The following is a 14,861-nucleotide window of genomic DNA, read 5'->3' as shown; positions in this document are numbered from 1 at the left end:
GGTTGTTTTCAAGCGATTCTCGGAGTCTATGTAATCGGGAAAAGATAGGAAAGGAAAGCTGTGTCGATAGCCGCCTGGCTCAAGTGCTCAAGCGGCTTTTGGGGTGCTGCTCATACCCCGGAATACGACATAAAGCCGCCGTCTACCGGAATCACTGTACCCGTAACAAAGCCGGAGGTCTGTTCATCCACGAGCCACAGCAGGGTGCCAAGCAGATCGTCCGGTACGCCGAAGCGGCGCATAGGGGTGTGGGCGATGATTTTATCTGCACGTTCAGTGAAGGAGCCGTCCTCGCGGGTTAGCAGACTGCGGTTTTGCTCTGTGAGAAAAAAGCCCGGTGCTATGGCATTGACGCGAATACCCGCTTCAGCCAGATGGACAGCCAGCCATTGTGTGAAGTTGTTAATGGCAGCCTTGGCTGCGCTGTAAGCCGGAACTTTAGTCATCGGGCTGGGAGCGCTCATAGAGGAAATGTTCAGCACGACTGCTCCTGAACGTCCTGTCATGCCCTGTGCGAATATTTGTGTCGGAATGAGCGTTCCGATAAAATTGACGTCCAGCACCTGGCGAAAACCGGGTATGCTCAGCTCGAAAAAGGTGGTGATATCGGGCTGCGTCAGGTCCTCCAACCGGAATGTCTCGCGGGTGGTATTGGCGCTCGCATGATTCCCTCCGGCTCCGTTGATCAGAATATCACAAGCGCCGAATTGCTCGCGTACCGCCTGTTCGGCCCGCCGAACGCTGTCAGCTTCGGTGACGTCACAGGCCACAGCCATCGCTTCTCCGCCTGCGGCCTGAATATCATGGACTACATGCAGGCCCTTTTCTTCCGTTCGGTTCAGAATAGCGACCTTCACGCCTTGCCTTGCCAGCTCGCGGGCCATCGCGCTGCATAGCACCCCGGCACCGCCTGTAACTACTGCTGTTTTGCCTGCCAGTGAAGGGTGTAGAGAAAGTGTGCTCATAGGGTCGACTCCTTCGTATGGACTGATCTGGTCAGCGTGGTTTCCGTCTTGGGAACAGGAGAAATGTGTCGGACCTGGTTACATGTCAATGCATCCCACAGCCCCCATAAATACATAATCCCAAGTGAGCGGTCATACAGTCCATATCCGGGTCTGCATTGCTCTCCCCACAAGTGGCGACCGTGGTCCGGTCTGGCGTAGCCCGTAAAGCCAACATCGTGATACGCCTGGACAATGCCCGCAATATCGACGGTTCCATCCTGAGTTCGGTGAGATGTTTCGATAAAATCTCCGTTAGCGGATACACGCACATTGCGGATATGGGCAAACGGAATACGATCCTTGAACTCATAAATCATGGAAACGATTTCATTTTTGGGATTGGCTCCCAGCGAGCCAGAGCATAGGGTCATCCCGTTCGCCGGACTGTCATACAGCGCCAGCAGCCTGCGCAAATGAGCCTGGCTTGTAATGATGCGTGGCAGTCCGAATACAGACCATGGCGGATCATCGGGGTGAATAGCCATCCGAATGCCGCAGCGTTCGGCAGCGGGAATAACGGCCTCCAGAAAGTAAGCCAGATTCCGCCATAGGTCTTCCTCCGTGACGTGGGTGTACGCTTCAAACAAAGCCGTCAGATGCTCCATGCGCTCCGGTTCCCAGCCGGGCATGGTTAACGAGCTATTTTCGTTAATTTGGCGTACCAGTTCGAACGGATCAATCCCTTCAATGCGTGACTTTTCAAAAAAAAGGGCCGTGGAGCCGTCCTCCAGTTCCTTGTGCAAATCGGTGCGTAGCCAGTCAAAAATGGGCATAAAATTATAGCAGACGACCTTCACGCCGTTGTGGCCGAGCTTTTCCAATGTACGTATGTAGTTATGGATATACTGATCCCGTGTCGGTCGTCCGAGCTTGATATCCTCATGCACATTCACACTTTCAACGACCTCGTTGTGAAATCCCGCCTGTACAACCTGCTCTCGAAATGCCACAATACGCTCCAAAGGCCATTCTTCTCCGGCTGGAATATCGTGTAGCGCCCACACGATCCCTTCTACCCCCGGAATTTGTCGGATTTGTTCCAGCGTTACCGTATCGTTTCCTTCACCGAACCAACGAAATACCATGCGCATGCTTTGCACCGCCCCATTTGTCATATGATAGGTGTAACAGCCATTTCCATTTCCCGATGTTTCCACATTACCATATGGCTAAAGACAATTGGAATAGTTAACCAAAATAAAATGATGCACAAACCAAAAGGAGGAAGTAGGTTATGCAACTGCATCGAGCCATTGTAGTGGATGATGAAATATTCACTCGCAAAGGACTGCTTCAACTCATGGATTGGGAAGCCTGCGGCTTTGAGGTCGTTGGGGAGGCGGATAACGGTGAGGATGCACTGGAACTGATCGGCAGCGTTCACCCTGATCTGGTCATCACCGATATTCGTATGCCTGTGCTGGACGGATTGGAGCTGATTCGTTGTGTACTCGGACGGGGGACGGATCATCCTGCGTTTATTATCTTGAGTGGCTACAGTGATTTTGCTTATGCACAGCAGGCACTTCGCTACGGGGTTCACGATTTTATGCTCAAGCCGATTGATGAGAAGGATTTTTCGGCTACACTGCGCAGGCTAAGTAAAAGGCTGCATCATGAGCAGCAGAATGCACAGCTCTATCAGAGTCGCCGTACAGGTGAGCTGCTGGAGACACTGATGATGAATGGGGAGGATGACGTCGTGGTGACGGCTTGGGAACAGCAGCTACGTCTTGGAGAAGCTGCCCATATGTACTATGTGCTCGTCGAGTTGAATGATCAGCATCCGTGGCGTCCCGATGGCACCGCTGTTCCGCTGTCGCTTTTCCAATTCAGAGAGCTTGTAGAGCAGGCACTTTATCGTTTGATCGACGGTAAGTATCCTCTCTATGTCCATGAGCACCGTAACCGGATTGGCATCATATTGCCAGACTTCTTTTTGAAGTGCTTTGAATCCAGGGCGAACGCTTGTATGAAAGCGCTACAACGAGAATTAGAGGGGCTGGAGTTACTGAAAAATCAGATGGGGAACCGGGTCTTTATATACGTGGGAAGCCCTGTTCAACGATTGCAAGATATCCATCGGTCCTATGAACGTGCCAAGGAAGCGGCGCTCCATAAATACATTCATGACCGCAGCGGCATTGTCCTGTATCAGGAGGAGGGAATGCCAGCGCTCCACTGTAGGACGATCCATCAGAATGTACTGGATTGCTTGACGGAGCAGATAGAGGAGATACGGTTGGAGGAGCTATATTCGACCGTAGATCATCTGTTTTGCAGCTTTCGTGAGCAGCATTACGCCCCGGAGGGTGTGAAAATGAACTTGCATCAATGCGTAATCAGCATTGTGCGGGTCATTCAAAATATGCAGGGTGATGAACGCTCGCTTCAGTCATTAGAGCCTATGATGGGCTGGCAGGATATGAACCTGTCGCTGGGTGAATTACAGCGACTATTTACAGCTTTTGCCGTGGAAAGCAGCCGCATGATTGGGGTGTTGCGCAAGGAGCGTCAACAGGGAGGAATTCAGCACATCCGAACCTACATTGAGCAGCATGCGGCAGAGAATATTAACCTGAAAAGTATAGCAGCCCGCTTTTACATGAATCCGGTCTACCTGGGCCAATTGTTCAGAAAAACGTACGGAGTGTACTTTAACGAATTCCTGCTGCAATTACGGGTTCAGGAGGCCAAACGGTTGCTTCGTCAGACCGATTTGCGCATTTATGAAATTGCCGAGCGTGTGGGCTTTGGCAGCCCGGATTATTTTGTCACCCAATTTGAGAAATTGGTGCAGGCCAAGCCAAGCGAATACCGCAGTAGTCTGAATATCCGTGGGGAGCGGCAAAGGGGCGGCGAATGAGGATGCTGCGCTCAACCCTTGATCATGTCCGCCTGCGGGATAAAATGCTGCTGCTGTATTTTCTCTGTGTATTTGTGCCCGTGGTGCTGACCAATCTGATTTTTTACCATGTCACCTCGCAAAATGTGAAGGAACAGCGTATGCAGGATATTTCCCGTGCGCTGGAGCAGATCAAAATTGAATTTTACCGTGAGTTTGAAGATGCGATGGAAATCTCGTCTATCTTTTATACCGATCATCAGCTAAACGAACTATTGGAGCAAGCCTACCCCCATCCCACTGACTATATTGCCGCCTATGATTCTTATTTACGTCGTATGTTAAACAATACTTCCAGTCCTGTATACCATTCTGTGGGTGGAATGACGATCTACACAGATAATCCGACTCTACTGGATTCCGGGGGGATCAGCTTTATAGATGAGCGGGTTAAAAGCTTGCCCTGGTATGCCAAAATCCCGCCCGGACGGCAGTCCAAGCCTATATTTGTACGTACTGACGACGGTACGGGCGAACAACTGCATCCCTTTAGCCTGATTCGGCGGATGAACTATTTTTATTCCGAAAATGGCCACGAGAAAATACTGAAAATAGAGCTGCGAATGTCGTCCATTCAAGAGATTTTCCATAATCTGAATTTGCGGGGCAGTCTCTTTCTGCTCAACGAACGGGGGGAAATCGAATATACGACCGATCCCAGGATTGATATCAATCATAAGGTCGTGGCCTATAGCACCCTCCAGCAGCCCAAGGACACGATAGAGTTCAAGACAAATTATGTGCTGACGAGTAATCTCAATGGCTGGAGCATTGTGACTGCGGTGTCGGGCGATGAAGTGCTGTATGAAATGGAGAAATCCCGCAATTTTGTGCTGCTGTTAACCTGCATGAATATGCTGCTGCCTACCTTGATCATCATCTGGATTACACGTTCGCTGAACGTGCGCATTCATCGTGTTCTGAAGCATATGAAAAAGGTGAAAAATCAGCATTTTGAACTGATTCCCGGTACAGAATCGCGAGATGAAATCGGGCAGCTAACGGGTGAATTTAATCGAATGATGCTCAAAATAAAGCGACTCATTAATGATGTCTATGTGGCGGATATTCAGAGAAAAAATTTGGAGATTCTGCGCAGGCATGCCCAGCTTAATGCACTTCACAGCCAGATCAACCCTCATTTTCTGTTCAATGCGCTGGAGACGATACGTATGCGGAGTCTGATGAAGCATGAGGACGAGACAGCCCGCATTATTCATAATATGGCACGAATTTTCCGCAATTCGTTGGTGTGGAACAAGGATAGAGTCACGTTGCGGGAGGAGCTGGAGCTGATTCGTTGTTTTCTGGAAATTCAACAATACCGCTTTGGGGAGCGGATACAATACGAAGTGCAGGCACGACCCGAGGACCTGGACTATCTGCTTCCTAAAATGGTTGTGCTTACGCTGGTTGAAAATGCAAGCATTCATGGCATTGAGCCACTGAAGCATGGGGGACGCATCGAGATTCATTTTGAGCACAGGGAGGGGCGGTTGATATTAACCGTGCGGGATGATGGTGTCGGTATGTCGGCGGAACAGGTGCAGCGGTTATATGGATATATGCAAAGTCAAAAGGACATGGGCGAGCGTATAGGTCTGCAAAATGTGATCTATCGTCTCAAGCTTTACTACGGAAGCCGCATTGAGCTTGCCATTCGCAGCGCACCCGGCGAGGGGACGGAGATCCGTATTATCATTCCGGCGGATCGGGAGTCTTTTTGTTCTTCCGCTCAATGATATCCATATGGTATAATTCCCCTAACAACAGAACGGCTTAGATGGCGCGGTCGGCTAGTCTCCTGCAAAGGAGGTGATGCCTGTGGAGGTTAAAGATACGCTGACATTAATGATGATGTTCGGTACGCTAATTATTGCGTTGATCGGATGGATCGTCACGATTGTCATTGCATTGAACCAAAGCAAAAAGAAATAGACCGCTCCTCGGACAAAGGTTAGCGGTCTATTTCTGCACCTAGTTCAAAGCCACCGCCCTTATAAGTGGCTGTTGTTAAAGAGCAGGGATGTTACCGCATCCTTGCTCTTTTTTATTATAATCTTCTTTGTTTCATTTTATCACAACGAGAATCCTATTGACAATGGAGTCAAGGGGGATTGCATTAAAAATGGACGCTGATGCTGGATCGGTGTTTATTTTACTGTGTTGGGCCTACTCCTATAGTTTTCTAAGTAACATCTTTAGATTGGCGGGTAAACGAAATTCATGGCATTTCATAAAATGAAAGTGCTTACAATTTAGAGTGCGCGAGATTTCCAGTGCTTGAGGTATGTCCGTACGATGTTCACACACAACCGACAAAGAGGCCGAAAGGGGATGATCTGGTATGGCAAGCAAAAGATTCGGGACCATGAGTCTGGTATTCATCATGATGGTATCTATGATCACTGCCTGCTCAGGAAGTGCGGGCAAGGAGCCTACAACAGGAGATCCTAATGAGAAGATCACGTTCACGTATTTTAATGCGAGTGCGGGTAAGGACATCCATACGAATGAGACGCGGATCGGCAAAATGCTGGAGGATCAGACGGGCGTAAACTGGAAGCTGGAGCATTTGGTAGGCGATGCCAACACGAAGATCGGTACGTTCATTGCCAGTAACGATTACCCGGATGCCATTGTGCCTGATGGCACGATTGATAAGCTGCTGGATGCCGGAGCCTTTATTCCACTGAATGATTTGATTGATAAATATGGTCCGAATATCAAACGCGTATACGAACCGTATTATAACCTGATGAAGGCGGAGGACGGAAACATTTATTTTTTGCCGCTCAGTGCGGTGGTAGGCGATTATTTACCCGCGCCTAACGTGGAACAGGGAGCTTTTTGGGTGCAGCGCAGGGTGTTGAAGGAAGCGGGATATCCAAAAATCAAAACGTTAGACGAGTTTTTGACTTTGATTCGCAACTACGAGAAAAAGCATGCAAACGAAAGCTTGACCGGGTACCTGGCGTTAACCACGCAGGATAAGTTCTTCGCTCTTACGAATGCGCCGATGCATTTGGCAGGCTATCCGAATGATGGTGGTACGATGATCGATATGAAATCGCACCAGGCCACGGATTACGGAGATGAGGACATGACCAAACAGTATCTGAAGGAACTGAATCAGCTCAACACCGAGGGGCTGTTCGATAAATCTTCCTTCGTGGACAATTACGATCAATACTTGGCAAAGCTGACCTCAGGTAAAGTACTGGGCTTTTTCGACTACCGCTGGCAGGCTGGGCAGGCTTTGAATAACCTACGGGAAGCTGCCAAGCAGTCAGGTAATGATGATCTGGAATATGTGGCTTTGCCCGTTGTGTACGATCAAAATATGAAGGATCAGTATCTTGATCCTCCATCCTTCATTAATAACCGGGGCATTGGAATTACAGTTAGCGCCAAGGACCCGGTGCGTATGATCCAATTTTTTGATAACCTGCTGACAGATGAAAATCAGGTGTTATCCAACTGGGGAATCAAGGGTGAAACCTATGAGATAGATGAAAAGGGACGCTTTTATCGTACTGAGAAGCAGATTACTGAGACTGGTAAGGATGCGTTCCGCGAGACATTCGGGTTCAAATATTTTGAATACAATTGGCCGCGATATGGCAACGGTTCTTCCCTGCCTGATGGCAACTCGGTTGGCCCCGGGCGACAGCCTGAGGTTGCGCGTATGTCCTACACCGAGGGAGATAAAAAGCTGCTAAAAGCCTATGGTGTAGAGTCCTTCTCGCAAATGTTTTCTGCCCCAGACAAGCGCCCATGGTATCCGGCTTGGAGTATCCCGATTGCCCAAGGCTCACCTGCGCAGCTCTTCCAGCAAAAGAAGGGCGACCTGCAACGCAAATATTTCCCGCGTTTAGTGCTGTCTGCACCGGGGCAGTTTGAGGCGATTTGGAATGAGTACACTACTGAATTCAACAAGCTGGATGTGAAGGAGTATGAGGAGCTAATTACGAAGGAGGTTGTCAAAAAAATCGAAACTGCTGGTAAAAAATAAAGGAGGAAGCAGTTATGGGCCACACGGCACCTGTCACGACCTCACAGAGCCATTTGCCGCCCTCACGGCGAACCGGCTTTAGAGGATTCATGCACAAGCTGAACCAGCAGCGGGCACTGGTATGGATGTCCATCCCTTTTTTAATCTGGTTGTTTATTTTCAAATATTTGCCAATTTGGGGCTGGACAATTGCTTTTCAGGATTTTAAGCCTGCCCGTAAGCTGCTCGATCAGCAGTGGGTTGGGTTGAAGCATTTCCGTTTTCTGTTTCAGGATGAACACTTTCTACGGGTGATGCGCAATACGCTGGCGATGAGCTTCATTAATCTGGTGCTGGGCTTTGTGACTGCTATAATATTGGCCATTTTGCTGAATGAGCTTCGTCAGATCGTATTCAAGCGAGTGGTCCAGACGATTAGCTACTTGCCGCATTTTATTTCGTGGGTCGTCGCGGCGAGCATTATCAGTACGGCGCTGTCTGCGGATGGCGGCATTGTCAATGAGGTGCTGATGTGGCTGGGGCTGATCAAGGAGCCTATCCTGTGGCTGGGCGAGGGAAGCTATTTTTGGGGCATTCTCGGTGCATCGGAAGTATGGAAAAATGTCGGCTGGAATACCATCATTTATTTGGCCGCGATGACGATGATTGATCCTTCGCAGTATGAGGCGGCTGAGATGGACGGAGCCGGGCGTTTCCAGCGGATTTGGCATGTGACCTTGCCAGGATTAAAGCCTGTATTCATCATCCTGCTCATTATGAACATCGGCAACCTGCTGGAATCGGGCTTTGAGCCGCAATATTTATTGGGTAACGGCATGAACGTGGATTATTCGGAAAATTTGGATATTTTTGTGCTGAAATATGGTATTCAGATGGGTAACTTCTCGCTTTCGATTGCTGCCGGGATGTTTAAAACAGTAGTCAGCTTTATTTTACTGTTTAGCGCCAATCATATTGCGAAGCGGTTAGGGGAGGAGAGATTGTTCTAGAAAAAAGCGAGTTATGGTGGGATAGAGGCGCTTCGCGTGCAGATTGTTCTTCCGATCGCTGTTACCCCCGGATTCCTTTTTATCATAAAACATTAGAGGTTGGAATCCGGGGATAAAGGCGACCGCTGCCGCTTCTTCAGAACAATTCTGCCCGCTCCGCTGCTACCCGCCATAAAGTCACTTTTTTTAAGAACTGAGGGTGGTGGCAGGGGAGAACTTGAGGGAAGGCGCGTGCTCGCGCTTCCTTGTAGTAACTGCCGATCATGGATCGTTGGCTCAGCTTCGCTATCGCTTGTTTTTAGGATTAAGCTAGTGGTGGTGATAGCAGAAGGTGCGTGTTCATGCATACTATAGGTGCAAGTCAGTGGATTTTTAGCAGGCCGCTTTGCTGACCTTATCAAAACCTTATGGATGAACTAAATCACAGCTTCTAATAGGGATAATAATCCACTAAATTAACATTAATTCATATAACAATACAAATATAACACTCTAAAATATAAGACCAATATCTCCACCAGCAACTGTCCTGATCATCGAACTAGAATGATTAAGCTATTTTTTAGAAAGGAGAGGGCGCTATGGGCAAAGGGAAGGCCTTGCACGGGCGGTTTCGGGCGCCATCGGATCGGATTTTTGATGCGTGCAATATTGTATTTATGCTGTGTCTGATGGTGTTCACGCTGTATCCATTTTTGAATACGCTGGCGGTTTCGCTGAATGAAGCGAATGATTCGATTCGGGGTGGGATTTATTTGTGGCCGCGTGAGTTTACGTGGAGCAATTATGAATTTGTGTTTAAGGAAGCAACGATTTTTCATGCCACGTTGATTTCTGTGCTGCGTACGGTGGTGGGTACGGTGACCTCGGTGTTTTGTTGTGCGATGGTGGCGTATACGATCAGTCGGCCGGAGTATGTGCTGCGTAAATTTGTCTCGATTGCTTTTATTTTGACGATGTATTTTAACGGTGGATTGATTCCAAATTTTCTCTTGATTCGTGAGTTGGGGATGCTGGGAAGCTTCTGGGTGTATATCGTGCCTGGGCTGATCGGGGTGTTCAATGTGATTGTGATTCGCTCCTTTATTGAAGGCTTGCCGGAAGGGATTTTGGAGTCGGCACGTATAGATGGGGCGGGGGAGTTTGCGACTTTTATGCGTATCGTTTTGCCGCTGTGTGTCCCGGTGCTGGCAACGGTGTCGCTGTTCACGGCGGTGGCGCAATGGAACTCCTGGTTCGATGTATTTTTGTACAATTCGTCGTATGAGCAGTGGAGCACCCTCCAGTATGAGCTGATGAAAATATTGCAAAATTCCAACACGTCCGTGAACGCTCAGGATTATGCCAGCCAATTCGCAGGCTCGGAAAATCTGGCGAAGTCGGTCACTCCTACTTCCATTCGTGCCACGATGACGATTGTGGCGTCTGTACCTATTATTTTGGTTTATCCTTTTTTACAAAAATATTTTGTGAAGGGCATGACTCTGGGCGGTGTCAAGGGATAAGCAAGGACCGGAAATGTGTAAAACTCACTTTCTTATATTTCAAAAATATGGGTATGGAGGGATTGCGTTGAGGTCGTTTTGGTACAAATCTTTTGGTCTGGTGCTGGTCGGGGTGCTGCTATTGCCCGTGTGGTGGTGGGGCCCGTCTGTCGCAGAGGCGATTCCAGCTGTGGAACATTCCCCGCCAGTTGCAGATACGGTTCTGGCGACTGGAGGTGTGAATAAGGCCATCGGGACGTATGGATTTGAGCAAGGCAACGGTGAGGGCTGGAAGCCTCGAGGGACTTATACCCAAATTGCATCCGTCTCGGAGGACGCATACGGGGGTACGCACAGTCTCAAGGTAACTGCCCGTACGGCTACCTGGAACGGGGCGGAGCTGGATGTGAAGCCACTATTGCAGCCGGGAGTGGAATATCAGATTAGCGGCTATGTGAAGCTGGACGGCCATTCTGCGGTTCCGAGCTTGATTAAGTTTACGGTGGAGCAGCAGCAGGCAGGCGGGGCTACGACATGGAAGACGGTTGCGCAGACGGAGACGATGGATACATTGTGGGTCAAACTTCAAGGGACATATACGTTCACCGGGGGGATGGATGCATTGAAGCTGTATGTGGAAAGCTCGAATCCCGCACAGGCCTATTATCTGGATGAGGTGCAAATCAGGCAGGTATCCGAAACGCCAACGGAGCCGACCAATGGTATCGTATCCGGTTTCGAGGACGGTACGGCTCAAGGCTGGGTATCCCGTATGGGTGCCGAGACGGTGCAGGTGTCGAATGTCGATGCACGAACCGGATCGTACAGTCTGTTGACGACAGGCAGACAACAAACATACGCCGGGCCAAAGCTGGACGTGACTGCTGCGGTGCAAAAAGGCAGCCGTTACACGGTCAGCGCTTGGGTAAAGCTGGCACCGAGCGAGCAGCAGCCTGCTAAGGTACGGCTTAGCGTACAGCGCGATCATCAAGGTGAAAGTACGTATGAAACGGTGGTAGGCAACACGGCTATCACGACTGGGGGATGGACGCATTTATCCGGAACGTATACTCTTGCGCGTGATGAGGATACCGTCTCTATGTACTTTGAAACGGCAGAAGGTACGGCTTCCTTTTACATGGATGATTTCGAGCTGTCGCTTGTGCCGCCGCTGGCGATTGAGAAGGACATTCCCTCTTTGCATGGATTGTATCAAGGACAGTTCAGCCTCGGTACGGCTATTGAAGCTTTCCAGACAGAAGGGGCTTACGGGGAACTGGTGCAGAAGCATTTTAACAGCGTCGTTGCCGGAAATGCGATGAAGCCGATCTCCTTGCAGCCTTCCGAAGGACAGTTCCATTGGAAAGAAGCAGACCGGATTGTACAATTTGCACAGCAGCATGGGATTGCTATCCGTTTCCATACACTGGTGTGGCATAACCAGACCGGGGATTGGATGTTTAAGGATAAGGATGGACAGCCGATGACACCGACCTCGGAAAATAAAAAGCTTTTGCTGGATCGGCTGGAGACGCATATTCGTGCTGTTGCCGCTCGTTATAAAAATGTAATCACCGACTGGGATGTGGTGAATGAAGTCATTGATCCCGACCAGCCGGACGGTATGCGCCGCAGCAAGTGGTATCAGATTACCGGCACGGATTATATTGACAAAGCATTCCGTATCATGCGGGAAGCGGCGGGTCCGAACGCCCGACTGTTCATTAACGATTACAACACGCATGAACCGAAGAAACGGGATTTTCTATACAATTTGGTGCGTGATTTGCTCGCTAAAGGAGTACCGATTGATGGCGTAGGTCACCAATCACATATCCGACTGGAGTTTCCTGCTATTGGCGAGATTGAGCAGTCCATTGAAAAATTTGCTTCGCTCGGTCTGGATAATCAGATTACGGAGCTGGATATGGGCCTGTATTCTAATGATACAGATCGGTACGAAACGATACCTGAAGCCATGCTGATCCGACAGGCTCACCGCTATCGGGCGTTGTTCGATATGTTTTCAAGGCAGCAGGAGCATATCAGTAATGTGACGATTTGGGGTACGGATGATGGAAATACGTGGCTCAGTATGTTCCCGATTGCCCGGCTGGATAAGCCGCTGCTGTTCGACGAACGGTTAAAGGCCAAATATGCCTATTGGGCGCTTGTCGACCCGTCCAAAGTACCGCCGCTGCCAGCAGGGAGCAACGAATAAATAGCTTGAATCAGATCAATCAATAGAGCTGTGCAACAGGAGAGCTGGAGCTATGGCTACCTTACGATAGACGAATCCGCGGTTGTCCCCGGATTTTATCCTGATCCGAGCGCGATACGTGCCGGAGAGGATTACTACATGGCGGCAAGCTCGTTTGAATATATGCCGGGCTTGCCGATTTTTCAAAGCCGTAACCTGGTCTGACGCGATCCGTATTCCCTACGGAAACATAGATCTGTCCCTGCTGTTTGATGATAACGGTAAGGTGTATGTGACGGTACATTTAAAGCATTAATTATGAGAAATAGAGCTTTGGAAGTTGTGAGCAAACAGCAGGTGTTGGCCTGAATAGATTACATTTTAGATATTCACTTATGCTTATTGTAAAAATGGTAAGATATATAATCTTAATCTTGATTTAATGTATAGATTTGTACATAATAGATTTGTGTTGTGATTGGTAAAAAAGGATTCTAGTGGTTTTTATGTAATTTTGATAACGAAAATTTTAGGGAGATGAATGAACTTTGAAGTTCAAGAGTGTATCTTCGTTGTTTGTTGTAGGCACGTCACAAGTTCATTTACCGGAAAAAAATATATTTATGAGAATCCGTCTATTCGATTGATATTATTTTAGATTAAATTTTATCGGATGGGGCTTTGCCCCTCTTGTTTTAAGGAGGATATTTTGTGAGAAAGCTGCTATTCAAGATTATGATTTTAAGTGTGATGATTTTTTGTTTTTCTCAAGAAGCTTTTACTGGAAAATTATTAGCTCAGAGTCTAGCTCCAAGCACGCCATTTTTGAAAATCAACAATTACTATGTCTTATTTACGACGCCCAAAGCCCCTTATATTGATAAGAACAATCGCTTCATGGTGCCTTTGAGATCTATTAACGATTTATTGGGGGGACACACGACGTATGACCCGACTTCCAAAACGGCCATCATTCAGTTTGGGTCGCATCAGGTTAAGTTTAAAATGGACTCAACTGAGATTATTACGGATTCAAACACGTCCGTGATGGATACCGTCCCGGTTCTTTACAAAAATTCGATATTTGTTCCTTTAGGAATACTTACGACGCAACTAAATATACATCAGGAATGGGATCAACAAAATAAACTGTACTCCCTCTCAGGGAAGGAATTAATGAAGACACCTATGATGGAGAATGTTGAAGATTTGGATAGAGTACCGGTAGACAATGAGAATGCTTTCCATTTGTTATCGTACAAATTGACCATGGGGAGGGAAAAGATTCATCTAACTATTACAGCTAAGAATATAACCGGGAAGAAACTTGATGAGGGTATTGAAGATTTGAATACCACTTTTATCTTTAATAATAGTACGACAACAGAAAATAGAAATCGTAAACGGCCAAGTATAGATAAGGATGAAATCGTTACACGTAGCCTGGACATGCCATATCCAGGCACGATAGAAAACAAAAAAATCATGAAAGGTGAACTGGAGTATATCCTTTTTAAAGGAAGAACTCTAAAGTGGTAAACTGTTATACCCAGACGATATTGTTTTTCTTGCAGAAGGTCCATGGTCTATATAATGGGTAAAAGTACAGCTGATCCGAAAAGAAATTTGGATCAGCTGTACTTTTTAATTTTTTAGTTTTTGTGTATTGCAAATTCAAAATATCAAAAAGTAATAAAACTTACTCCAGATTGGCGTGTTGACCAAACATAGATTCAGAGGTCAGTCTGCGTAGCTCCATCGTTCTGAGCACCAATGCATCGCCATACAGCAGCAAGGTTTGCTCAAATAGTGAACCCATGGGCTGAATGGTTTGATAATCCTTGTTGGATGGGTCCTTGGGTGCGCCTGGAAGCTTGACGATCATATCAGCCAGCTTGCCAATGGTCGATCCAGGGGAAGTGGTCAGAAGTGCCAGAGAAGCCCCCAGCTTTTTCGCCTTTTCTGCCATCGAGGTCAGACTTTTGGTTTCACCAGAGCCTGAACCGATAATCAACAAGTCGCCTTCGCCCAAGCCGGGAGTTACCGTTTCCCCGACTACATAAGCCTGAACACCCATATGCATTAGCCGCATCGCCAGCGAACGGATCATGAACCCGGAACGGCCTGCGCCTGCCACGAACACCTTATTCGCTGAGGCAATGGACTGGATCAGTTGCTCTGATTCCTCATCACTGATGAGCTGTGGAACCCCTTGCAGCTCCTTGATCACCTCGGATAAATATTGAGAGGTTTCCATTGAA

At 48.1% G+C, this 14,861-nt stretch carries 11 protein-coding genes and 1 pseudogene; 9 read left to right on the top strand and 3 right to left on the bottom strand.

Annotation, left to right across the window (positions count from 1 at the left end):
• Window positions 1–110 precede the first annotated feature (110 nt).
• The gene (locus ACIFO6_RS06000; RefSeq protein ID WP_430039010.1) at window positions 111–965 is read right to left on the bottom strand and encodes an SDR family oxidoreductase; all 855 of its coding nucleotides are present in this window, start codon (window positions 963–965) and stop codon (window positions 111–113) included.
• Window positions 962–2,098, bottom strand: a complete 1,137-nt coding sequence (uxuA, locus tag ACIFO6_RS05995; protein ID WP_430039064.1) for a mannonate dehydratase — start codon at window positions 2,096–2,098, stop codon at window positions 962–964. Before uxuA ends, ACIFO6_RS06000 begins: the two co-directional genes overlap by 4 nt.
• 143 nt (window positions 2,099–2,241) lie before the next feature.
• Between uxuA and ACIFO6_RS05990 the strand changes: the two genes are divergently transcribed.
• From ACIFO6_RS05990 to ACIFO6_RS05950, 9 genes and pseudogenes are all read left to right on the top strand, one after another.
• A complete protein-coding gene (locus ACIFO6_RS05990) occupies window positions 2,242–3,873 on the top strand; it encodes a response regulator (RefSeq protein ID WP_430039009.1) in 1,632 nt (543 codons plus the stop codon).
• Complete coding sequence (locus ACIFO6_RS05985) at window positions 3,870–5,654, top strand: sensor histidine kinase (protein ID WP_430039007.1); 1,785 nt, start codon at window positions 3,870–3,872, stop codon at window positions 5,652–5,654. Before ACIFO6_RS05990 ends, ACIFO6_RS05985 begins: the two co-directional genes overlap by 4 nt.
• A gap of 82 nt (window positions 5,655–5,736) precedes the next feature.
• Complete coding sequence (locus ACIFO6_RS05980; protein WP_430039005.1) at window positions 5,737–5,850, top strand: putative holin-like toxin; 114 nt, start codon at window positions 5,737–5,739, stop codon at window positions 5,848–5,850.
• A gap of 409 nt (window positions 5,851–6,259) precedes the next feature.
• Window positions 6,260–7,927, top strand: coding sequence for an ABC transporter substrate-binding protein (locus ACIFO6_RS05975; protein WP_430039003.1), 1,668 nt, complete (start codon window positions 6,260–6,262; stop codon window positions 7,925–7,927).
• Window positions 7,928–7,941: 14 nt separating this feature from the next.
• A complete protein-coding gene (locus tag ACIFO6_RS05970; protein WP_430039001.1) occupies window positions 7,942–8,916 on the top strand; it encodes an ABC transporter permease in 975 nt (324 codons plus the stop codon).
• 581 nt (window positions 8,917–9,497) lie between these two features.
• Entirely contained in the window at window positions 9,498–10,421 is a 924-nt protein-coding gene (locus ACIFO6_RS05965) for a carbohydrate ABC transporter permease (RefSeq protein ID WP_430038999.1), read from the top strand.
• A gap of 67 nt (window positions 10,422–10,488) precedes the next feature.
• The gene (locus ACIFO6_RS05960; RefSeq protein WP_430038997.1) at window positions 10,489–12,621 is read left to right on the top strand and encodes an endo-1,4-beta-xylanase; all 2,133 of its coding nucleotides are present in this window, start codon (window positions 10,489–10,491) and stop codon (window positions 12,619–12,621) included.
• Window positions 12,622–12,651: 30 nt separating this feature from the next.
• Window positions 12,652–12,822 (top strand): annotated as a pseudogene (locus ACIFO6_RS05955) (family 43 glycosylhydrolase); the annotation flags it as partial.
• Window positions 12,823–13,311: 489 nt separating this feature from the next.
• Window positions 13,312–14,139: a copper amine oxidase N-terminal domain-containing protein gene (locus tag ACIFO6_RS05950; protein ID WP_430038996.1), complete on the top strand. Its 828-nt coding sequence runs from the start codon at window positions 13,312–13,314 to the stop codon at window positions 14,137–14,139.
• Between the two features lie 160 nt (window positions 14,140–14,299).
• On the opposite strand, the gene hxlB is transcribed toward ACIFO6_RS05950, so the two are convergent.
• On the bottom strand, window positions 14,300–14,857 hold the full coding sequence (gene hxlB / locus ACIFO6_RS05945; RefSeq protein ID WP_430038994.1) for a 6-phospho-3-hexuloisomerase: 558 nt from the start codon (window positions 14,855–14,857) through the stop codon (window positions 14,300–14,302).
• Window positions 14,858–14,861 lie beyond the last annotated feature (4 nt).

Origin of the sequence: Paenibacillus sp. NRS-1781, assembly GCF_050467745.1 — a bacterium.
In the GTDB taxonomy this organism is placed as follows: Bacteria; Bacillota; Bacilli; order Paenibacillales; family Paenibacillaceae; genus Paenibacillus; species Paenibacillus terrae_A.
Note: the sequence above shows the minus strand (reverse complement) of the source record. Positions and strands in the feature narration are given on the sequence as shown.

What these genes read in the sequence shown, in the direction of transcription:
- ACIFO6_RS05990 (WP_430039009.1), top strand. Translation starts at nt 2,242, where the DNA reads ATGCAACTGCATCGAGCCATTGTAGTGGATGATGAAATATTCACTCGC.
- ACIFO6_RS05970 (WP_430039001.1), top strand. Translation starts at nt 7,942, where the DNA reads ATGGGCCACACGGCACCTGTCACGACCTCACAGAGCCATTTGCCGCCC.
- hxlB (WP_430038994.1), bottom strand. Translation starts at nt 14,857, where the DNA reads ATGGAAACCTCTCAATATTTATCCGAGGTGATCAAGGAGCTGCAAGGG.
- ACIFO6_RS05975 (WP_430039003.1), top strand. Translation starts at nt 6,260, where the DNA reads ATGGCAAGCAAAAGATTCGGGACCATGAGTCTGGTATTCATCATGATG.
- ACIFO6_RS05985 (WP_430039007.1), top strand. Translation starts at nt 3,870, where the DNA reads ATGAGGATGCTGCGCTCAACCCTTGATCATGTCCGCCTGCGGGATAAA.
- uxuA (WP_430039064.1), bottom strand. Translation starts at nt 2,098, where the DNA reads ATGCGCATGGTATTTCGTTGGTTCGGTGAAGGAAACGATACGGTAACG.
- ACIFO6_RS06000 (WP_430039010.1), bottom strand. Translation starts at nt 965, where the DNA reads ATGAGCACACTTTCTCTACACCCTTCACTGGCAGGCAAAACAGCAGTA.
- ACIFO6_RS05965 (WP_430038999.1), top strand. Translation starts at nt 9,498, where the DNA reads ATGGGCAAAGGGAAGGCCTTGCACGGGCGGTTTCGGGCGCCATCGGAT.